Genomic DNA, 20,134 nt, shown 5'->3' on the forward strand with positions numbered 1-20,134 from the left:
GGCATTATGTCGGGTTCGCGGGTCCGGACCGCCGCCACCAGTGACCATCACCGCGCCGAAGCGCCTACGATGGTTCGAGACCGTCTAGGGGAGCGTTGATCCGTGTCGATTCTGGAAAAGGTCCTTCGCGCCGGCGAAGGCCGCATGGTGCGTCGGCTGAAGGCCATCGCGGCCGCCGTCAACTCGATCGAGGACGACTACGTCAACCTCGACGACGACGAGCTGCGCGGCATGACCGACCAGTTCAGGGAACGGCTCGCCGACGGCGAGACGCTCGACGACCTGCTGCCCGAGGCGTTCGCGGTGTGCCGCGAGGCCGCCTCCCGGGTGCTCGGCCAGCGGCCCTACGACGTCCAGGTGATGGGCGGCGCGGCGCTGCACTTCGGCAACATCGCCGAGATGAAGACCGGTGAGGGCAAGACGCTCACCTCGGTCATGCCGGTCTACCTGAACGCGCTCGCCGGCAAGGGCGTGCACGTGATCACGGTGAACGACTACCTGGCCGAGCGGGACGCCGCCTGGATGGGCCGGGTGCACGACTTCCTCGGGCTCACCGTCGGGGTGGTGCTGCCCAACCGGCCCGCCACCGAGCACCGCGCGGCCTACGAGTGCGACATCACCTACGGCACCAACAACGAGTTCGGCTTCGACTACCTGCGCGACAACATGGCCTGGTCGAAGGAGGAGCTGGTCCAGCGCGGCCACTTCTTCGCGGTGGTCGACGAGGTCGACTCGATCCTCATCGACGAGGCGCGGACCCCGCTGATCATCTCCGGCCCGGCCGAGCACTCCGCCCGGTGGTACCAGGAGTTCGCGACCGTGGTGGCCCGCCTCCAGCCCGGCACCGACGGCGAGGGCGACTACGAGGTCGACCACGCCAAGCGCACCATCGCGGTCACCGAGCGCGGGGTCGCCCGGGTCGAGGACCGACTCGGCATCGACAACCTCTACGAGTCGGTCAACACGCCGCTTGTCGGTTACCTGAACAACGCGATCAAGGCCAAGGAGCTCTACAAGCGCGACAAGGACTACATCGTCAGCGACGGCGAGGTCCTGATCGTCGACGAGTTCACCGGTCGCATCCTGCACGGCCGCCGCTACAACGAGGGCATGCACCAGGCGATCGAGGCCAAGGAGGGGGTGGAGATCAAGCAGGAGAACCAGACCCTGGCCACCATCACCCTCCAGAACTACTTCCGCCTCTACGAGAAGCTCTCCGGCATGACCGGCACCGCCCAGACCGAGGCGGGCGAGTTCAACAAGGTCTACAAGGTCGGCGTCGTGACCATCCCGACGCACCGGCCGATGGTCCGGATGGACCGGCCCGACGTCATCTACAAGACCGAGAAGGCCAAGTTCAACGCCGTCGTCGAGGACATCGCCGAGCGGCACGAGCAGGGCCAGCCGGTGCTCGTCGGCACCGTCTCGGTGGAAAACTCCGAAATCCTGTCGCACATGCTGCGCCGCCGGGGCATCCCGCACGCCGTGTTGAACGCGAAGTTCCACGCCAAGGAAGCGGAGATCGTCGCCCAGGCCGGGCGCAAGGGCGGGGTCACGGTCGCCACCAACATGGCCGGCCGGGGCACGGACATCCTGCTCGGCGGCAACCCCGAGTTCCTCGCCGCCAACGAGCTCCGCCAGCGCGGCCTCGACCCGGTCGAGCAGCCGGAAGAGTACGCCAAGGCGCTCGAGGAGATCCTGCCGACCTGGAAGCAGGCGTGCGACGCCGAGGCGGAGGAGGTCGCCGCCGTCGGTGGGCTCTACGTGCTCGGCACCGAGCGGCACGAGTCCCGCCGGATCGACAACCAGCTGCGCGGTCGCGCCGGCCGGCAGGGCGACCCGGGCGAGTCCCGCTTCTACCTGTCCCTCCAGGACGAGCTGATGAAGCGCTTCCGGGCCGGCGCGGTCGAGGCCGTGATGGACCGCTTCAACATCCCGGAGGACGTGCCCATCGAGTCGAAGATGGTCACCCGCCAGATCAAGAGCGCCCAGGCCCAGATCGAGGGTCAGAACGCCGAGATCCGGAAGAACGTCCTCAAGTACGACGAGGTGCTCAACAAGCAGCGCCAGGTGGTCTACGCCGAGCGCCTCCGGGTGCTCAACGGCGAGGACCTGTCCGACCAGGTCCGCAACATGATCGACGACGTGGTCGGCGCGTACGTGGTGGGCGCGACGAGCGACGGCTACGCGGAGGACTGGGACCTCGACCAGCTCTGGTCCAGCCTGAAGCAGCTCTACCCGGTCGCCGTCACGGTCGAGGAGTTGGAGGAGGAGGTCGGCTCCCGGGCCGGCCTCGACCAGGACTTCCTGCTCGCCCGCCTCAAGGAGGACGCGAACGCCGCGTACGACCGGCGGGAGGAGCAGCTCGGCGAGGAGGCGGTCCGCCAGCTCGAGCGGATGGTCCTGCTCCAGGTGATCGACCGCAAGTGGCGCGAGCACCTGTACGAGATGGACTACCTCCAGGAGGGCATCAGCCTGCGGGCGTACGCCCAGCGCGACCCGGTGATCGAATACCAGCGCGAGGGCTTCGACATGTTCGCCACCATGATGGACGGCATCAAGGAGGAGACGGTCGGGTTCCTCTACAACCTGGACGTGCAGGTCGAGGAGGCCGAGCCGGAGGCGGAGGAGGTGCAGCTGCTGGACAAGCCGGTGGAGATCCGCGCCAAGGGTCTCAACCGCGCACCGCAGCAGCAGGGCCTGCAATACTCCGCGCCGGCGGTCGACGGGGAGGCCGGTCGTGGCGCCCCGGTGATCGAGCGGGTCGAGCAGCAGGCACCGGCGCTTGGCATCGGCCAGGCCACGCCGGAGCGTCCCGCCGCCTCGACGCCACGCCGGACCCGGGCCGGCGCGGGCGGGTCGAGTGGCCAGGCGGTCGCCGCGGGCACCGCCAGGCGGTCCGCCTCGCCCCAGGTCGACGGCGGCGAGGGCCCGTCCCGTAACGCGCCCTGCCCGTGCGGCTCGGGCCGGAAGTACAAGCGCTGCCACGGTTCACCCAACGGCGGCAACTGACCTTCAGGTACAGCTCGATGGGCCCCGGCTACGGCCGGGGCCCATCGCGCTCCGCGCTCCGCGCTCCGCGCTCCGCGCTCCGCGCCGCTTGTGCGTTGATCAAGGAGTTTGCGTCACCCGCCGCTCACATCCTGACGCAAACTCCTTGATCAACGGAGCGGGGGCGGCCGGTTCCAGTGGTGATCATGAAGTTGGCGGCGGTGTTGATCTCGGATTCCGCCGCCAACCTCATGATCGGCGCGCTCAGGCCTGCTCAGGCGCGCTCAGGCGCGCTCAGGCCTGCTCAGGTCGGCAGTGCTCAGAGGACGTTTAGGACCAGGCAGAACCAGTTGCCCCGGTGGCGCTCCAGGCGCACGGCGACCGCCCAACTGGCGCCGCCGACGCCGACGAACACGGCGGTGGCCTCGACCGCGCCCGCCCGGGGCTCGCAGACCCGCAGACGGCGCAGGTGCAGGGCCGGCCGGGCGGTGCGGCGGCGGACCGGGGTCACCCGGCGCGCCGCCCGGGTCAGCTCGACCGACACCGCGCCGACGGCCTCGGGCAGGCAGAGCGGCCGTAGCTGCCCGGGCGGCCGGAAGCCGTTGACGATCTCCAGGAAGGTGCGGATGAACCGGTGCGCCGCCCGCGCGGCCTCGGGCGTGGCGGCGGGCCCGCCGGGCACCGCCTGAAACGCGGCCTCGGGCGTGGCGGCGGGCCCGCCGGGCACCGCCTGAAACGCGGCCTCGGGCGTGGCGGCGGGCCCGCCGGGCACCGCCTGACCGTGGTGCCGCGGTCCAACCGCGCCGCGGGGGGAGCCGGCAGCGGGTGACGTGCCGGGGAAGCCGGTAGTGGGCGGGGTGCCGCTGGGGGAACCGGTAGTGGGCGGGGTGCCGCCGGGGGAGCCGGTAGTGGGCGGGGTGCCGCCGGGGGAGCAGGTAGGGGACGAGGTGCCGCCGGGTAAGCCGGTAGTAGGTGAGGCGCCGCCGCCGGCGGAACCGGTTGCGGGTGGGGCGGTGCGGGCACCCGGCGGGCCGACGGCGGACCAGCGGGGCCAGCCGGGAGCGCGGTCGGGTGCCCGGTTGGCGGGCCGGTCGGGCTCCCGCCAGCGGGGGTCGACCAGGTCGAGGGCGAGTTGGCCGGCATGGCTCCAGGCGGGCTCGTCGTCGGTGCAGGGCGGGTCGAGCGGCGGGGCGGGCCGGAGGCGGACCGGTGGACGCGGTGCCCGGGGACGGCGGGTGTCAACCATGTCAGCCCTCGAATCCTTGCGTTTGCCTTTGTTTGCCTGCGACAGATGCTCATTTTCGGGCACGACAACTGCGCGAGTCAATGGCCCACGGTCAGCGTGAGGTCACTCCATGTCGCGCTCGCCAAGCGGATTTCCGCGTACCCACTCGGCGGTCTCGGCGTACTTGCGCTCGATGTACTCCTCCAGACGCGCGCGCTCGACCCGCCACTGACCCCGGCCGCCGATCTTGATGGCGGGCAGCTCGCCGCTGCGCACCATGTGGTAGACCTGCGAGTCCGACACGTTCAGCTCGGCAGCGACGTCGGACAGCAGCAGGAACCTCGACTCCACGGTGACTCCCGGGGTTGGTTTCGTTTGCCTCAGTTTGCCACCAGCCGGTGACACCTCCTAAGCCCACTTCGGCGGACACACCGGCGGAACGCTTCTCCTTCCGCGGGGGTCGGTGTATGACGGTCACGGCGTACGGCATGATCGGCGCCCGGAGCCGGCACCCGCCGGCGCGTGGCGGAGAGTGCGGGGAGAGACCGGTGACCGACGAGCTTGTCCGGGTGTACCTGCCGGCGACCGTTCCGATGCTCGCCCGGCTGCGCGACGAGGGCCTGAGCGTCGAGGCGGCGCACGCGGTCACCCCGGAGCTGCGCGAGTGGTACGCCGAGGGTGACGAGGAGGAGTTGGAGTACGTGGCCTTCACCCGGGCCGCCCAGGACGCGCTGCTCCTGCTGCGGGGCGATCCCGCCGCGTCCCGTCGGCGGGTGGTGGTCTCGGCCGACCTGCCCACCCGGGCGATCGGCCGCAACGGCGGCGAACTGGGTTCCAGCGTGGTGCGTCCGGCCGGGCCGGTCTCGGTGACGTCCGTCGCCGCGATCCACGTGGACGGCGCGGAGGCGGCCGAGGACGTGGCCGCCGCCGTCGAGGTGGTGGCCGAGGCGCAGGCCGGTGACCCGGACGCCCAGTTCACCGTGGACGGCGTCGAGGACCACGAGCTGGAGTGGTACGACGTGACCGAGCTGGACCTGCTGCTGCGCGAGGTCGGCTGATGCGGACGCCGGGGACTCAGGCGGCCGGCACGTCCTCGTCCTCGTCGGTGACGGCGCGTGGCCCGAGCGTGCGCCCGAAGGCGATGAGCGTGGTGAGCGCGCCCACGAAGAGCACCCAGATCCCGTTGTCCACCCGGGAGGTGCCGAGGGCGGTCTGCGCCACCTGGTCGGCCTCGCTGAGCGCGGCGGCCAGGTCGAGCAGACCGCGCCCACCGACGCGGATGATCACCTCCGTGAGCAGCAGGAGCAGGCCGGCTCCGGCGCCGGCCACCAGATACGCCGGCCAGCGCAGCGGCGACGCGGCACCGTCCCGGCGTTCCGCCCGGCGGTGCGACCAGGCGAGGTAGAGGTAGGCCACCAGGCCGGCGAGCAACCCGGCGAGCAGCGACTCCGTCCGGGACACCCACTTGGCGGCGTCGAGCACCGACTGCTGGGTGTCGCCGGCTCCGAACAGCTCGGAGAGCGGGTCCCGGGCCTGGCTGAACACCACCACGAAGACCTGCGCGGCGAGCGTGGCGGCGGCGAGACCGGCCACCACCCGCGCCTGGCGCGCGCCGGCCATCGCCCCGCCGATGATCGCGGCCGCCGCCGTGGTGCCGGCGATCGTGTTGGTGGTGGCGTTGTCGGCGTACGTCAGGTTGATCGCCACCGCGGCGGCGAGCCCGGCGAGCAGGCCGGCGCCGACGGTGGCCAGGAAACGCAGCGAGACCCGGCCCAACCGGTTGGTGGCCGCCAGGGCGATCGCGGCGCCGGTGACGAGCGCCGCGGTGATCACGCCGGGGAGCGCGTACGCGGAGAGGCTGATCGCGGTGACCCCGGCCGCGGTCGAGGTGATCGCTTCCCGGGTGGACCAGAGCATGGCCGCCAGCCAGGCGATCGACAGCAGGGCCAGCGGCAACGCGGCCGGCGCGTACTCCGGTCGGCCGACCGACGGCGCGCCCTCGGCCACGGCCTGGTCGCCGTCGGCGGGCGCCGCGACGGCCTCGGGCTGGTCCGGCTCCGCGGCCGTGGAGCTGCCGGGCTGGTTGCTCATCGTCTCCCTTTCGACGGACGCCGGATCTCCCCGCGCCGGGCCGGGCAGGTCACCGGCCACCCAGCGTACGCGGCGCGGCGCGCTCACCCGGGCTGGCGGCCCACCCGCAGCCGCGCCGGGCGGGTGGCAGCAGGGTGCCGAGGGATCGCTCGTCGGGTTGTCCTGTCGCCGAAGTTTCGTCGGTCGTGAAGTGGTTCAGCCGAGGGTCCGGAGACGGGGGTGGCGTCTGTCGTGCGGTGCCGAGCCCGGGGCGCGCGGGCCGCGTGAAACAATTGGCGCAGGTCCCGCCGCCGCGACCGGTCCGCCGCGCGGTGTCCGGGCACCCGGCCGCCCGGCCGGTGCCCGCGGGTCCGGTTTCGCCATCGCCGTCGAGATCGCACAGGAGCCTGTGATGGACGCCGTGTTCTCCGTCCCCGAGCCGCGCAACGAGCCGGTACACACCTACGAGCCCGGCAGCGCCGACCGGGAGCGGCTCCAACGGCGGCTGGCCGAGTTGGCCGCCGAGCGGATCGAGCTGCCGATGACCATCGCCGGCGAGCAGCGGATGGCCGGTGGCGCGTCGATCGACGTGGTTCAGCCGCACAAGCACGCCCACGTGCTCGGCGTCACCGGACACGCCACCCACGACGACGCCCGCGCCGCGGTCGTGGCGGCCAAAGACGCCGCGGCGATGTGGCGGGCGCTGCCGTTCGAGGAGCGGGCCGCGATCTTCCTGCGCGCCGCCGACCTGCTCTCCGGCCCCTGGCGGGACACGCTCAACGCGGCGACCATGCTCGGCCAGTCCAAGACCGCGGTCCAGGCCGAGATCGACGCCGCCTGCGAGTTGATCGACTTCCTCCGGTTCAACGTCCACTTCGCCCGCCGGCTCCTGGCCGAGCAGCCGCTGTCCTCGCCGGGCGTGTGGAACCGCTTCGACCACCGGCCGCTGGAGGGCTTCGTCTACGCGGTCACCCCGTTCAACTTCACCGCGATCGCCGGCAACCTGCCGTCCGCGCCGGCCCTGCTCGGCAACACCGTGGTCTGGAAGCCGGGCCCGACCCAGCAGTTCGCAGCGCACTTCACCATGCGACTGTTCGAGGCAGCCGGCCTGCCCCCCGGCGTGATCAACATGGTCACCGGGCGCGGCGAGAAGGTCTCCGACGTCGTGCTCGCCGACCCGGACCTGGCCGGCATCCACTTCACCGGCTCCACGAAGGTCTTCCAGCAGCTCTGGCGGACCGTCGGCGACAACATCGCCCGCTACCGGGGCTATCCCCGGCTGGTCGGCGAGACCGGCGGCAAGGACTTCGTGGTCGCGCACTCGAGCGCCGACGTGGACGCGCTGCACACCGCGCTGCTGCGGGGCGCCTACGAATACCAGGGGCAGAAGTGCTCGGCCGCCTCGCGGGCGTACGTGCCGCGGTCGATCTGGGAGGGTGGGCTGCGGGACCGGCTCGCCGCGTCCGCGGACGCGCTCACCTACGGCGACGTGACCGACTTCAGCAACTTCGGCGGCGCGGTGATCGACGACCGGGCGTTCGGCCGGCACACCGCCGCGCTGGAGCTGATCAGGGGCGACGACTCCTGCCGGGTCCTGGCCGGCGGCACCGCCGACGACTCGGTCGGATACTTCGTCCGGCCCACGCTCTTCGAGTGCTCGGACGCCGCGCACGAGACGTTCACCACCGAATACTTCGGCCCGATCCTCGGCGTGCACGTCTTCGACGACGCCCGGTTCGACGAGGTGGTCGCCCAGGCCGAGTCGATCGCGCCGTACGCGCTGACCGGGTCGATCTTCGCGACCGACCGCCGGGTGGTCGACCAGGTGGCGGAGAGGATGCGGTACGCGGCCGGCAACTTCTACATCAACGACAAGCCGACCGGCGCGGTGGTCGGGCAGCAGCCGTTCGGCGGCGCCCGGGCCAGCGGCACCAACGACAAGGCGGGCTCCTGGCACAACCTGGTCCGCTGGACGTCGCCGCGGACGATCAAGGAGACGTTCGTGCCGCCCACTGACCACACCTACCCCCACATGGGCTGAGATGTTAGGCGGGGGCCCTTCTTAACAGACGTCTGTTAAGAAGGGCCCCCGCCTTACATCTGTCGTCGGTGCACGGTGCACTTCGGACCGCCTGGGAGTGGCGAAAACGGCAAAACGTGGACGCAGGAGTCGACAAAGTGGCAGCTTAGAGGGCATGGCGGAATCCGGAGTCAACCCGACGGCGGCAGCCCTGCTCGGTCTGCTGCACGACGGCCCGATGACTGGCGGCCAGTTGATGGCCGCTGCCGAGCGCCGGCTGGCGCCGTACTGGTCGATGACCCGCAGCCAGGTCTACCGGGAGCTTCCGGTCCTGGCCGAGAAGGGTCTGGTGCGGCTCGGGAAGCCCGGGCCGCGGATGAGCCAGCCGTACGCGCTCACGGCGGCCGGGAAACGGACATTTTCCCGCTGGTTGGCGGAGAATCCCGGCAAGGACACCATCCGAAACCCGATCGCGTTGCGGATGGCGTTCGGCAGCCTGCACTCGTCCAGCCAGCTCAAGAACCTGTTCGCCTCGGCGAACGAATATCACACCGAGGCGCTGGCGGCGGTCCGGGAGCAGGTCAAGAACGCGAAGAAGGAGGGCGACAACTACGATGCCAGCGCGTTGGAGTTCGCCGTCGCCTACCACCGGGCGGCACTGTCCTGGCTGAAGACCGCGCCGACCGGCTGACCACCTGCGACAAGCCGACGGACGGACGCAGTAGTCTTGTCTGTCGTGACCGCTGCCGATTACGCCGAACAGCTCAAGGAACTCGACGCCACGCTGCGCAACATCGAGGCCGTGCTCGACCTCGACAAGCTGCGCGAGCAGAAGGCCCGCCTGGAGCAGGAGGCCTCCGCGCCCGACCTGTGGGACGACCAGGCCAAGGCGCAGCAGGTGACGTCGCAGCTGTCGTACGTCAACGGCGAGATCAGCAAGCTGGGCGACCTGCGCTCCCGGCTCGACGACGCCGGGGTGCTGCTGGAGCTCGCCCAGGCGGAGTCCGACCCGGGTGCGCTGACCGAGGTCGAGTCGGAGATCACCGGGCTGACCAAGGCCATCCAGGAGATGGAGGTCCGCACGCTGCTCTCCGGCGAGTACGACTCCCGGGAGGCGCTCGTCGCCATCCGGGCCGGCGCCGGTGGCGTGGACGCCGCGGACTTCGCCGAGATGCTGCTGCGGATGTACCTGCGGTGGGCGGAGCGTCACGGCTACCCGACGGAGGTCTACGAGACCTCGTACGCCGAGGAGGCGGGCCTGAAGTCGGCCACCTTCACGGTGAAGGTGCCCTACGCCTTCGGCACGCTGAGCGTGGAGTCCGGCACTCACCGGCTGGTGCGGATCAGCCCGTTCGACAACCAGGGGCGCCGGCAGACCAGTTTCGCCGGCGTCGAGGTGCTGCCGGTGGTGGAGCAGACCGACCACATCGACATTCCCGAGAACGAGATGCGGATCGACGTCTACCGGTCCTCCGGGCCGGGTGGGCAGAGCGTCAACACCACCGACTCGGCGGTCCGGATCACCCACATCCCGACCGGCATCGTGGTCACCTGCCAGAACGAGAAGTCCCAGCTCCAGAACAAGGCGTCCGCGCTGCGGGTGCTCCAGGCCCGGCTGCTGGAGCGCAAGCGGCAGGAGGAGCAGGCCAAGATGGCCGGCCTGAAGACCGACGCCGCCGGCTCGTGGGGCGACCAGATGCGGTCGTACGTGCTGCATCCTTATCAGATGGTGAAGGATCTGCGTACCGAGCAGGAGACGGGCAATCCGTCCTCGGTCTTCGACGGTGAGCTGGACAGTTTCATCGAGGCGGGTATCCGCTGGCGGAAGCAGCAGCAGCTCAGCGCTGACGGTGCGTGATCACGGCCGGACGGAGTGCGTCATCGATCTCGGTCTGACCCGGTAAATCGATGACGCGCGCCGCAACTGGGGGGCGTGGGGCTTGGCTCTGCGGTTACACCGCGTAGACTCTCGACCCGTGATTCAGCTTGAGCAAGTGACGAAGACGTACCCGAAGGCGTCCCGGCCTTCGCTCGACAACGTGTCCGTCTCGATCGAGAAGGGCGAGTTCGTCTTCTTCATCGGTCCATCCGGCTCCGGCAAGTCCACCATCATCAAGTTGCTGCTGCACGAGGTGACGCCCAACAAGGGTCGCGTCGTCGTCAACGGCAAGGACGTCACGTCGATGCGTTCGTGGAAGCGCCCCCACTTCCGGCGTTCCATCGGCTGCGTCTTCCAGGACTTCCGGCTGCTGCCGAACCGCACCGCGTACGAGAACGTGGCGTTCGCGCTCGAGGTGATCGGCAAGACGAAGGCGGTCGCCCGCCGGGTCGTGCCGGAGGTGCTGGAACTGGTCGGTCTCGGCGGCAAGGAGCACCGCTACCCGCACGAGCTCTCCGGTGGCGAGCAGCAGCGCGTCGCGGTGGCGCGGGCGTTCGTGAACCGGCCGCTCATCCTGCTGGCCGACGAGCCGACCGGAAACCTGGACCCGGACACCTCGATCGAGATCATGCGCCTGCTGGACCGGATCAACCGCACCGGCACGACCGTCGTGATGGTCACGCACGACTCCAACATCGTGAACCAGATGCGGCGCCGGGTGATCGAGATCGAGAGCGGCCGCATCGTGCGCGACCAGGCCCGCGGCGTCTACGGCTGAGCCGACCAGGCGACCCGTTGATCCCGACGACGAACACCTCACGCCGGAGAGCCGGAGGAATATCCCGATGCGGATGAAGTACGTCCTGTCCGAGGTACTGGTCGGACTGTGGCGCAACGTCACCATGACGATCGCCATGATCATCACCATGGCGGTGTCGCTGTTCATGCTGGGCGGCAGCGGCCTTCTGTACCAGAAGGTCGGCGACATGAAGGATCTCTACTACGAGAACGTCCAGGTCTCGATCTTCCTGAAGACCGACGTCCAGGAGCAGCAGCGCGCCGACCTGGAAACCAAGCTCAACGCCGACCCGCTGGTCAAGGACGTCACATACGTCAACAAGGACGAGGCGTACAAGCGCTTCCAGCAGATGTACGCCGACGCGCCGGACCTGGTGAACGCCGTCAAGCCCGACCAGCTCCCGGAGTCGTTCCGGCTCACGCTCAACGACCCGCAGCAGTACAAGCAGATCTACGACCAGTACAAGGCCACCGAGGGCATCGACACGATCGTCGACCAGAGCAAGCTGCTCGACAAGGTCTTCGGTGTGCTCACCGGCATCCAGAACGGCGCGCTGGCGCTGGCGATCGTGATGGCCGCCGCCGCGCTGCTGCTGGTGGCGAACACCATCCAGGTGGCCGCGTACAGCAAGCGGCGTGAGGTCGCGGTCATGAAGCTGGTCGGCGCGTCCAACTGGTTCATCCAGGCGCCGTTCGTGCTGGAGGCGGTGGTGGCCGGTCTGATCGGCTCCATCCTCGGTCTGGTCGCGCTGATCGGCGTGAAGACGCTGGCGGCCGGCAGTTCGATGGCGGCCCTGGAGGGGCTGATCACCCCGATCTCCTGGTCCGAGATCTTCCTGACCTTCCCGCTGATGGCCGCCGTCGGTGGCCTGGTCAGCGCGATCACCGCGTGGGTCACGCTCCGCTTCTACCTGCGGGTCTAGTTACCCGTACGGCTCTCCGCAGGCCCTCCCGCGCCGGAATAAACGGCGCGGGAGGGCTCTTGTGGTTCCGGTAGCATGATCTTCGCTCGCCGGTGGTCCGCCGGCGAGTCGATCGGAGAAGGGGGTGGCGCCGGTGCCACGGGAAAAGGGTCGCAAGGTGGTCGCCTCCAACAAGAAGGCGCGTCACGACTACGCCATCCTCGACACGTACGAGGCGGGCATGGCGTTGACCGGCACCGAGGTCAAGTCGCTGCGGGCCGGGCGAGCGTCGCTCGTCGACGCGTTCGCCCAGGAGCGTGACGGCGAGCTCTACCTGCACGGCATGCACGTCCCGGAGTACGCCCAGGGCACCTGGACCAATCATGAGCCCCGGCGTACCCGCAAGCTCCTGCTCAACCGGCTGGAGATCAACCGGCTGCTGGGCAAGCTCAAGGAGAGCGGCCTGACGTTGGTGCCGTTGCAGGTCTACTTCTCCGACGGCTGGGCGAAGGTGGAGATCGGCCTGGCCCGGGGTAAGAAGTCGTACGACAAGCGGCAGGACCTCGCCAAGCGGGACGCCGACCGGGAGATCGCCCGAGCGGCGGGTCGGCGCGGCAAGGGGATGGATGACTGAAAAGTCCGGTTCGTCCGGTTGTCGGCTCGCCGGGCCGGCCTCGGGATGAATTCGGTTGCGGCAGGCGTTAGGCTTGGTGGTGCTGCCGACAGGGGCAGCCCGTCGAGGGGGTGACTGGTTTCGACTTCGTACGCAGCGACAGGGGAAGCGAGCCGAGGAAGCCGACGTCGTCTCGAGAATCGGTCGTCGGAAACCAATAAGCGCCAAGAACAATCGCGCTGACTTCGCTCTCGCCGCCTGAGGCGAGTAGCAAGTCTGTCGGCCTGGGAGCGCCTTCGACCCAGTTAGCCGGCATCAGCTAGAAGGCTGGCCAATCGGACCCGGTCGCGGGGTCCGTGCGGCGAGATCAATCAGCGACTGGGCCCGTCACACCAACTTGCTCGCGTGAGCGGTGGGGCCGAGTAGAGGCATAGCGAGCTGCGCTCGGAGAAGCCCTGACAAACCGGCGAAGGACCCGGGTTCGATTCCCGGCACCTCCACCACCCTGTGCGCCCCGGTCCCTGAGGACCGGGGCGCACAGTCATTCCCACCCGCCCCACGCGCCCCGCTGTCCCCGCGCCTCAGGGCGGGCGGGGCGGGCGAGGGTGGGAACCGGGGCGGGGGGTGGGGCGTCCAATCCGCATGCGCCGATCTGTTGCCCTGTTCGGGCTTCCGCTGCTGGTCCTCTGCGGTTGCGCCGCGCCCGGCGCCGGCACCGCGCCGCCCGCCGGCCCGGAGCAGCCCGCCGCGTTCACCCAACGGGCCGAGGAGGTGGCCGGGCGCTGGCAGCCCGGGCAGCAGTGGCACGACGGGTACGTCCCGCTCCAGGACGCCACCGTGCTCACCGGCGACCCGGGCTTCACCGGCGACACGAAGGTGGCGTTCAGCGCCGGCTGGTATCGGGACCAGGTGAAGATGCCGGCCGCCGTCCCGCCGGACGGGTCTATCCGGTTCCCCGACGGTGAGCTGCGGGTGCCGCTGATCAGCGCCGCCGACGCGTACGCCCAACTGGACCAGGGAGATCCGCCGCCGTGTGACGGCCGGCCCGCTGGACCGCGGATGTCCGGGCCCGGATCGCCGGAGCCGGGCGGGCCGACCGTCGAGCCCGGCCCGGAGGGCCCGGTGTCGACCAGCGCGCCGACGCCCTGCGTCCCGCTCACCGTGACCGCGGTGCGGCTGGGCAGCGCGCCGGTGTGGACCAGCCGGGGTCGGGCCGAGGTGCCGGCGTGGCTGTTCACCGTGGACGAGATGGCCGTACCGGTGGCTCGGCTCGCGGTCGCGCCGCGCGCGGTGGGCGCGGCGCCGAGCGGCGCGGCGGACGGCAAGCCGCTGCCGGGCGGCCTGGTCGCCGCGGAGGGGCTGCGGGCGGTGGCGGGCGACCGCCTCGACTACACCGTCGGTGTCGGGGCCTGCGACAGCGAGCCCACCCCGCTGGTGCTGGAACGACCGGACGTGGTGGTGGTCGGCGCCTCGGTGGTCCGGCCCACCGGTGTCTGCACCCTGCAGCTGAAGATGGCACCGGTGAGCGTCACGCTCGACGCCCCGCTCGGCGACCGCACCGTGCTCGACGTCGGCAGCGGCCTCCCGCTGACCGTCCGCCCCGGCTGAGCCGACCAGGCTGGGCCGCCCGGCTGAGCCGACCAGGCCGGGCTGCCCCGGCTGGGCCGACCAGGCCGGGCCGCCCCGGCTGAGCCGACCAGGCTGAGCCGACCAGGCTGGGCCGCCCCGGCTGAGCCGCATCCGGCTGGACCGCCCCGGGCCGGGTCACAGGATCCGGGGGACCTCGGTGCTGATCGGCGCCGCCAGCACCGTGGGCCGGTCCGCGGCCAGCGCGTCGGCGAGCGCCGTGCCCAGCCGGTCCGGTGACACCACCTCGGCGGCGCAGCCGTAGCCGCGTGCCACCGCGGTCACGTCCAGCCCGGGCAGGTCCAGCGCCGGCACGCCCGGCGTGTGCTTCAGCTCGGCGAACGCCTTGAGGATCGCGTACTGCTGGTTCACCGGGACCACGACGGGCAGCGGCAACCGCAGCCGCGCCGCGGTCCACAGCGCCTGCACCGAGTAGTGGAAGGAGCCGTCGCCGATCACCGCGACCACCGGCCGACCGCGCCCGGTGTCCCGCTCGGCGAGCGCCAGGCCCACCGCCGCCGGCAACCCGAAGCCCAGGCCGCCGCTGGCCATCGTGAAGTACGAACGCGGCCGGTCGATCCGCAGCCGGCGGCGCAACGCGGACAGGTTGGACGGTGACTCCTGCACCAGCACCCCGTCCGCCGGCCAGGCGGCGGCGAGCGCCCCGAAGAGCGTGTCCGCGCTGGGCGGGTCCGTCAGCTCCGGCTCCGGCGGAGGCTCGCGGGGCGGCGGCGTGGGTCGGTCGCTCGGCGGCAGCAGCTCCCGCAGCGCGGCCATGGTCAGCCCGGCGTCACCGAGCAGGCTCTCCCCGACCGGCGCCCGGCCCGCCTCGTCGGGGTCGTCGGTGACGTGCAGCAGCCGGGTGCCCTCGGGTAGAAAGTCGCCCGGCACGTGCGGGTAGTAGCGGAACACCGGCGCGCCGACCACGAGCACGGTGTCGTGTCCGCGCAGCGCCTCCGACAGCGGCCCGATCGCGTACGGCAGGACGCCGCGGAACAGCGGGTGGCGCTCGGGGAAGACGGCCCGCTCCGGCGCCGGGGCGGCCCACACCGGTGCGGCCAGCCGCTCGGCCAGCGTGACGGCCGCCGGCCATGCGCCGGCCCGGTCCACGGCCGCGCCGAGCACCAGCGCCGGGGCGCGGGAAGCGGCGAGCGCGGTGGCGAAGCCGCGCAGCCGGTCCGGGTCCGGCCCGAACCGGGTGGCGACGGTACGCACCTGCGGCGGCGGGCCGGCGACGCGGTCCCAGTCGTCCATCGGCAGGGAGAGGAAGACCGGCCCGGCGGGCGGCTGCACCGCCGTGGCGTACGCCCGCATGAAGGCCGCCGGGATGTCCTGCGCGCGGGTCGGCTCGTGGGCCCACTTGACGTACGGCTGGGGCAGCTCGACCGCCCGGGGGCTGGCCAGGCGGGGCTCGATCAGCAGCATCTCGCGGGTCTGCTGGCCGGCGCTGACGATCAGCGGGGTCCGGTTGTGCCAGGCGGTGACGAGGTTGCCCATGCCGTTGCCGACGCCCGGCGCGGTGTGCAGGTTGACGTGTGCGGGTCGGCCGGTGCCCTGCGCGTAGCCGTCGGCCATGGCGACCGCCGACGCCTCCTGAAGCGCGTGCACGTAGCGGAAGTCGGTCGGGAAGTCGGCGAGGAACGGCTCCTCGGTCGAGCCGGGGTTGCCGAAGACGGTGGTCAGCCCGAGCGCGCGCAGCAGGTCGTGGGTGGCCTCGCGCACCGTCGCCATCGCCGGCTGCCTCCGTCCCGGGCCGCGGTGCCGGAGACGGCTCGGTGCGCCGGCCCCCGACCCACCGAATCTAGCGGGCCGAGGCGGACTTTTCGGGCGCTTCGCTCACGGCAGGGGGAACGGCAGCGTGATGCCGTCCAACGCGGCGTCGCAGCGGCAGTCCCGCTCGGTGGGCAGCGCGGCGACCGCGTCGAGCAGCAGCCCGCGCAGCCGGTCGGTGTTCTCGGCGAAGACGCCGAACACCTCCTCCTGGGTGACCTCCTCGCCCGCCTCGACACCCACGTCCAGGTCGGTGACGAGCGCGATCGAGGTGTAACAGAGCGCCAACTCGCGGGCGAGCACCGCCTCCGGGTGCCCGGTCATGTTGACGACCGTGCCGCCGATCGAGGCGAACCAGCGCGACTCCGCCCGGGTCGAGAAGCGCGGCCCCTCGACCACCACCACCGTCCCGCCGTCCACCGCCGGCACGCCCCGGCCGGCCGCCGCCGACAGCAGCGTCCGCCGCCCGGCCGGGCAGTACGGGTCGGCGAAGGACACGTGCACCGCGCCCCGGTCGTAGTAGGTCTGCGCCCGCCCGCTGGTGCGGTCGATCAACTGGTCCGGCACCACGAACGTGCCCGGCCCCAACTCCGGCCGGAGACCGCCGACCGCGCACGGCGCCAGCACCTGGCGTACGCCGAGGGCGCGCAACGCCCAGAGGTTGGCCCGGTAGGGGATCCGGTGCGGCGGATACCTGTGGTCGCGGCCGTGTCGCGGCAGGAACGCCACCCGTCGCCCGCCCACCTCGGCGACCGTGATCGGATCCGACGGCGCGCCGTACGGAGTGTCCACCACGTGCTCCACGCCGTCGAGCAGGGCGTAGAGACCCGACCCGCCGATCACCGCCAGTTCGGCCTCCGTCGCCATCCGATCCTCCCTCGATCCGTTGCGATCACCCGCCGGTCAGACCTTAGCCAGCGGGCGGGACGCAAGCTATGGTGCGAGACATGGCGTTGACAGCGTGGACGGTCGACGGCGTCAGGCCCGCACGGGCGCACGGCTGACGGGTGTCGGACATGCAGGGTGAGGGGCAGGCGATCGGTGGCCGAGCCATGGAGTCGATGACCGGACGGCTGCTGGTCGCGACCCCCGTGCTCAAGGACCCGAACTTCGACCGTACGGTCGTGCTTCTGGTCGCGCACGAGCCCGGCGGCGCCCTCGGCGTGGTCCTCAACCGGGCCACCGAGGTCGCGGTGGCCGACGTCCTCGGCGACTGGAGCGACCTGGCGCGCGACCCCGCGGTGCTCTTCGAGGGCGGCCCGGTGCAGCCCGACTCCGCCATCTGCCTGGCCCGGATGCGCCACCCGGTCAAACCGGTCCGGGGCTTCCACCGGGTCTCCGGCGCGGTCGGCACCATCGACCTCTCGGTCGACCCGGAGAAGCTGCGGGACGCCGTCGGTGGGATCCGGGTGTTCGCCGGCTACTCCGGCTGGGGTGCCGGGCAGTTGGAGCGGGAGATCGAGGAAGGGTCCTGGTTCGTGCTTGACGCGCTCCCCGGCGACGCCTTCGTCGACCGGCCGGATGATCTCTGGCCGATGGTGCTGCGCCGGCAGGGCGGCATGATGGCGGCGGTGGCCCACTTCCCGCCGGACGTGGCGCTCAACTGACCCGTCGCGGGGGACCCCCGCCAGATGACCATGCCGAGCGGCGTGTGTATAGTTCTTCCCGTGCCCGGGCGACCGGGCCGACCGCAGGGGGCCGTGGCGCAGCTGGTAGCGCACCACACTGGCAGTGTGGGGGTCAGGGGTTCGAGTCCCCTCGGCTCCACCTCGCGTTTATGCAGGTGAACAGGCATCAGTCAGTGACTGGTGCCTGTTTCTTGTGATCTCGTGGTCACGGCCGTGGTCACCCAGCGCCCGACACTGCACTTCGCGCCGGTTGTCAGGGTTCGAGCAAGCAGAGCGGGATCACCGCGATTCCGTCAGCGCGGCGGTACGCCTCAGGCCCGGTGGTGATGACCGCCGCATCGAGTAGATCGTCGCCGAGTTGTCCACGCAGCCAGGTGAGGTGACGGACGTCGTCGTCGCTCACCGACGGAGACAGCTTGACCTCGAGCGCCACGATTCGTTGATCCGCGCGCTGGATGATGAGGTCCACCTCACGCCGGCTGTCCCAGGTGCGTAGGTGATGAACCGTGGCTTCAGCTGCCTGCGCGTAGACCCGCACGCTCAGCGTCACCAGCGACTCGAACAAGGCGCCCAGCAGGGGACCGGGCCGGCGGACGGGCGTGTCCGGCGCTGAATCGTCGAGCAGGGCGGGTACGTCCACACCGAGGAGTCGGGCGGCGAGGGCCGGGTCGGCGAGGTGGTGTTTCGGTGCGGCGCCGAGTCTGCTGAAGGCGCTGCGGCTGGGCAGCCAGCCGGGCACGGGATCGAGCAGCCACAGTTGCGACAGCACGTCGCGGTACACGGTCGTTGTCGTCTTGGCGGGCTTGTTGGTCTCGCCCGGGGTGGCCGCGTCCAGGATGGCGTTGTAGGAACTGGTGGTTGCCGTCGCGGCGGCGTACGCGGCCAGCCACCCGCGCAGGGTGCCGGGGCGGCGTACCAGATGGCCTTGCTCGGGGAAGTCTCGTTCGACGATACGGTTCAGGTAGCCGTCGAGCTGTGCCCTGCGAGCGCGTGGTGGCAGTTGACGGATGGCGGGGAATCCGGATCGCGCGATCTCCTCGGCGTAGTCGACCAGGCTCAGCGCAGTGCCCCCGCTCACGGCCAGCCGCCGTCCGGTAAGCAACTCCCGAAGGCTGACCGTCGGCTCGACCAGGGCCCGCTCGGCAAGGCTCATCGGTCGCATCCGGAGCTGGACGATGCGCCCGGCTCCGGAATGTGTCGGCGCGGAGGTCGGGGTGGCGCTGCCGGTCAACAGGAACCGGGCCGGTGCGGGGTTACGGTCGACGCTGCGCCGCACAAAGTCCCAGACCGCCGGTTCGCGCTGCCACTCGTCGATGAGGACCGGCGCCAGGGCTCGGTCGAGGCGCTGCGGATCGGCGGTGAGCAGTTCCCGCTGTGTCGCGTCGTCCATGGCGAAGACGGTGGCGGCGCGACGCTGGGCCGTCGCAGTCTTCCCGACGCCCTTCGGCCCCTCGAGACTGATGGCAGGCAAACCGCCGAGCAGCTCATCCAGCTCTTGATCGACGGCCCGTAGCTGATATGACAGCATGGCGTAACGCTACCGTAGAAGCATCCCGAAGGCTACCGTTCACACATCTCCTATGCTCCCGTACAGGCACGACTCCGAGACTCCCGACGGCGGGGCCGGCGCCGCCCGGTAGTCGAGGGCTTCGAAGGCTACGTACCAGTCCGCGGCGGTGCTCGGCATTGTGCCGGAGAGAGGTACGATGTTCCGGTGGGTGATAGAGTTGCGCGCTGCGCAGCTACCGGCACGTGTCCGGACATGTCCCCTGCCTACCTCTGGAGTAAGAGTTGACGATCGACCAGCGGACCGAGGCCGGACCTGACGGGCGTACCGTCAACGGCCTGGAACGGGCGCTCGACGTGCTGCTGCTGTTCTCCCGCTCCGGCGTGACGAACCTCGGCGTCTCGGAGATCGGCCGCGAACTCGGCGTCTCCAAGGCCGTGGTGCACCGGATCCTGACCACGCTCTGCGGCCGGCGGCTCGTCACCGTCGACGAGGGGAGCCGGCGGTACGTGCTCGGTCCGGCCGCGCTGGCCCTCGGCCGTGCCTTCCTCGATCGTGTCGACGTGCGCCAGCTCGCCCGCGAGCCGATGCGCCGTCTCAGTGAGCAGACGAAGGAGACCTCGACCCTTTCCATCCGGGTCCGTGACCTGCGTGTCTACCTCGACCAGGTGACGCCGGCGCGGGACGTGAAGATGGAGGTCCAGATCGGCGAGGCGTTTCCGTTGCACGCGGGGAGTTCCTCCAAGGTGTTCCTCGCCTATCTCCCGCAGGCGGAGCGCGAGGCGTACCTGACCTCCGGTCCGCTGCCCGCGCTCACCGACCACACGCTCATCGACGCCAGTCACCTCCGGGACGAGTTGCGCCTGATCCGCGAGCGGGGTTACGCGGTGTCGTTCGGCGAGCGGCAGGCCGGCGCCGGCTCCCTCGCCGCGCCGGTGCTCGACCACGAGGGCAAGCCGGTGGCGGTGATCAGCGTGTGCGGCCCGGTCGAGCGGATCCGCGGCCGGATCGACGAGCTCGCCAAGCCGCTGCTGGTCGAGACCGGGGAACTCTCCGCGCGGCTGGGCTTCGAGGGCTAGACGCCGGTCGTCGCTGGAACGATGAT

At 71.1% G+C, this 20,134-nt stretch carries 17 protein-coding genes, 1 tRNA gene and 1 other RNA gene; 13 read left to right on the forward strand and 6 right to left on the reverse strand.

Annotated features, from left to right (window positions below; genetic code table 11):
- Nucleotides 1-102 precede the first annotated feature (102 nt).
- A complete protein-coding gene (secA, locus tag O7613_RS00250) occupies nt 103-3,012 on the forward strand; it encodes a preprotein translocase subunit SecA (RefSeq protein WP_281584829.1) in 2,910 nt (969 codons plus the stop codon).
- 298 nt (nt 3,013-3,310) lie between these two features.
- On the opposite strand, the gene O7613_RS00255 is transcribed toward secA, so the two are convergent.
- Nucleotides 3,311-3,763 (reverse strand): Rv3235 family protein, encoded by a 453-nt coding sequence (locus tag O7613_RS00255; protein ID WP_282291338.1) that lies wholly within the window; start codon nt 3,761-3,763, stop codon nt 3,311-3,313.
- Between the two features lie 576 nt (nt 3,764-4,339).
- Complete coding sequence (locus O7613_RS00260) at nt 4,340-4,567, reverse strand: helix-turn-helix domain-containing protein (RefSeq protein WP_281584827.1); 228 nt, start codon at nt 4,565-4,567, stop codon at nt 4,340-4,342.
- Between the two features lie 197 nt (nt 4,568-4,764).
- Between O7613_RS00260 and O7613_RS00265 the strand changes: the two genes are divergently transcribed.
- Entirely contained in the window at nt 4,765-5,274 is a 510-nt protein-coding gene (locus O7613_RS00265) for a hypothetical protein (RefSeq protein ID WP_281584826.1), read from the forward strand.
- A gap of 16 nt (nt 5,275-5,290) precedes the next feature.
- Here the strand turns inward: O7613_RS00265 and O7613_RS00270 are convergent, their stop codons facing one another.
- Nucleotides 5,291-6,307 (reverse strand): hypothetical protein, encoded by a 1,017-nt coding sequence (locus O7613_RS00270; protein WP_282291340.1) that lies wholly within the window; start codon nt 6,305-6,307, stop codon nt 5,291-5,293.
- A gap of 391 nt (nt 6,308-6,698) precedes the next feature.
- Between O7613_RS00270 and pruA the strand changes: the two genes are divergently transcribed.
- From pruA to O7613_RS00310, 8 genes are all read left to right on the forward strand, one after another.
- Nucleotides 6,699-8,327: an L-glutamate gamma-semialdehyde dehydrogenase gene (gene pruA / locus O7613_RS00275; RefSeq protein WP_282291342.1), complete on the forward strand. Its 1,629-nt coding sequence runs from the start codon at nt 6,699-6,701 to the stop codon at nt 8,325-8,327.
- 154 nt (nt 8,328-8,481) lie between these two features.
- Nucleotides 8,482-8,997, forward strand: coding sequence for a PadR family transcriptional regulator (locus O7613_RS00280; RefSeq protein WP_282291343.1), 516 nt, complete (start codon nt 8,482-8,484; stop codon nt 8,995-8,997).
- A 45-nt stretch (nt 8,998-9,042) separates the two neighbouring features.
- Nucleotides 9,043-10,164 (forward strand): peptide chain release factor 2, encoded by a 1,122-nt coding sequence (gene prfB / locus O7613_RS00285; protein WP_282291345.1) that lies wholly within the window; start codon nt 9,043-9,045, stop codon nt 10,162-10,164.
- 118 nt (nt 10,165-10,282) lie between these two features.
- Nucleotides 10,283-10,963, forward strand: a complete 681-nt coding sequence (ftsE, locus tag O7613_RS00290) for a cell division ATP-binding protein FtsE (protein WP_013284225.1) — start codon at nt 10,283-10,285, stop codon at nt 10,961-10,963.
- A 67-nt stretch (nt 10,964-11,030) separates the two neighbouring features.
- Nucleotides 11,031-11,906, forward strand: coding sequence for a permease-like cell division protein FtsX (gene ftsX, locus O7613_RS00295; protein ID WP_282291347.1), 876 nt, complete (start codon nt 11,031-11,033; stop codon nt 11,904-11,906).
- 133 nt (nt 11,907-12,039) lie between these two features.
- Nucleotides 12,040-12,519, forward strand: coding sequence for an SsrA-binding protein SmpB (smpB, locus tag O7613_RS00300; protein WP_281584820.1), 480 nt, complete (start codon nt 12,040-12,042; stop codon nt 12,517-12,519).
- A 106-nt stretch (nt 12,520-12,625) separates the two neighbouring features.
- Nucleotides 12,626-13,001: a transfer-messenger RNA gene (ssrA, locus tag O7613_RS00305) on the forward strand.
- A gap of 139 nt (nt 13,002-13,140) precedes the next feature.
- Complete coding sequence (locus O7613_RS00310) at nt 13,141-14,106, forward strand: hypothetical protein (protein WP_282291349.1); 966 nt, start codon at nt 13,141-13,143, stop codon at nt 14,104-14,106.
- Nucleotides 14,107-14,262: 156 nt separating this feature from the next.
- On the opposite strand, the gene mdlC is transcribed toward O7613_RS00310, so the two are convergent.
- Together mdlC and O7613_RS00320 are read right to left on the reverse strand one after the other, a co-directional pair.
- Nucleotides 14,263-15,855, reverse strand: coding sequence for a benzoylformate decarboxylase (gene mdlC / locus O7613_RS00315; RefSeq protein ID WP_282291351.1), 1,593 nt, complete (start codon nt 15,853-15,855; stop codon nt 14,263-14,265).
- Nucleotides 15,856-15,960: 105 nt separating this feature from the next.
- A complete protein-coding gene (locus O7613_RS00320; RefSeq protein WP_282291352.1) occupies nt 15,961-16,761 on the reverse strand; it encodes an S-methyl-5'-thioadenosine phosphorylase in 801 nt (266 codons plus the stop codon).
- 149 nt (nt 16,762-16,910) lie between these two features.
- Here O7613_RS00320 and O7613_RS00325 point away from each other — a divergent pair, with 149 nt between their 5' ends.
- Nucleotides 16,911-17,501, forward strand: coding sequence for a YqgE/AlgH family protein (locus tag O7613_RS00325; protein WP_281590486.1), 591 nt, complete (start codon nt 16,911-16,913; stop codon nt 17,499-17,501).
- Nucleotides 17,502-17,588: 87 nt separating this feature from the next.
- Nucleotides 17,589-17,661: transfer RNA gene (locus tag O7613_RS00330), tRNA-Ala, on the forward strand.
- 114 nt (nt 17,662-17,775) lie between these two features.
- Here O7613_RS00330 and O7613_RS00335 read toward each other — a convergent pair.
- On the reverse strand, nt 17,776-19,050 hold the full coding sequence (locus O7613_RS00335; protein WP_282291353.1) for a DUF4143 domain-containing protein: 1,275 nt from the start codon (nt 19,048-19,050) through the stop codon (nt 17,776-17,778).
- A 263-nt stretch (nt 19,051-19,313) separates the two neighbouring features.
- Here O7613_RS00335 and O7613_RS00340 point away from each other — a divergent pair, with 263 nt between their 5' ends.
- Complete coding sequence (locus tag O7613_RS00340) at nt 19,314-20,108, forward strand: IclR family transcriptional regulator (protein WP_281584809.1); 795 nt, start codon at nt 19,314-19,316, stop codon at nt 20,106-20,108.
- Nucleotides 20,109-20,134 lie beyond the last annotated feature (26 nt).

It is taken from the genome of Micromonospora sp. WMMD975, from assembly GCF_029581215.1.
Classification (GTDB): Bacteria; Actinomycetota; Actinomycetes; order Mycobacteriales; family Micromonosporaceae; genus Micromonospora.

What these genes read in the sequence shown, in the direction of transcription:
- O7613_RS00270 (WP_282291340.1), bottom strand. Translation starts at nt 6,307, where the DNA reads ATGAGCAACCAGCCCGGCAGCTCCACGGCCGCGGAGCCGGACCAGCCC.
- pruA (WP_282291342.1), top strand. Translation starts at nt 6,699, where the DNA reads ATGGACGCCGTGTTCTCCGTCCCCGAGCCGCGCAACGAGCCGGTACAC.
- O7613_RS00280 (WP_282291343.1), top strand. Translation starts at nt 8,482, where the DNA reads ATGGCGGAATCCGGAGTCAACCCGACGGCGGCAGCCCTGCTCGGTCTG.
- ftsX (WP_282291347.1), top strand. Translation starts at nt 11,031, where the DNA reads ATGCGGATGAAGTACGTCCTGTCCGAGGTACTGGTCGGACTGTGGCGC.
- O7613_RS00310 (WP_282291349.1), top strand. Translation starts at nt 13,141, where the DNA reads ATGCGCCGATCTGTTGCCCTGTTCGGGCTTCCGCTGCTGGTCCTCTGC.
- mdlC (WP_282291351.1), bottom strand. Translation starts at nt 15,855, where the DNA reads ATGGCGACGGTGCGCGAGGCCACCCACGACCTGCTGCGCGCGCTCGGG.
- O7613_RS00320 (WP_282291352.1), bottom strand. Translation starts at nt 16,761, where the DNA reads ATGGCGACGGAGGCCGAACTGGCGGTGATCGGCGGGTCGGGTCTCTAC.
- O7613_RS00325 (WP_281590486.1), top strand. Translation starts at nt 16,911, where the DNA reads ATGCAGGGTGAGGGGCAGGCGATCGGTGGCCGAGCCATGGAGTCGATG.
- O7613_RS00335 (WP_282291353.1), bottom strand. Translation starts at nt 19,050, where the DNA reads ATGCTGTCATATCAGCTACGGGCCGTCGATCAAGAGCTGGATGAGCTG.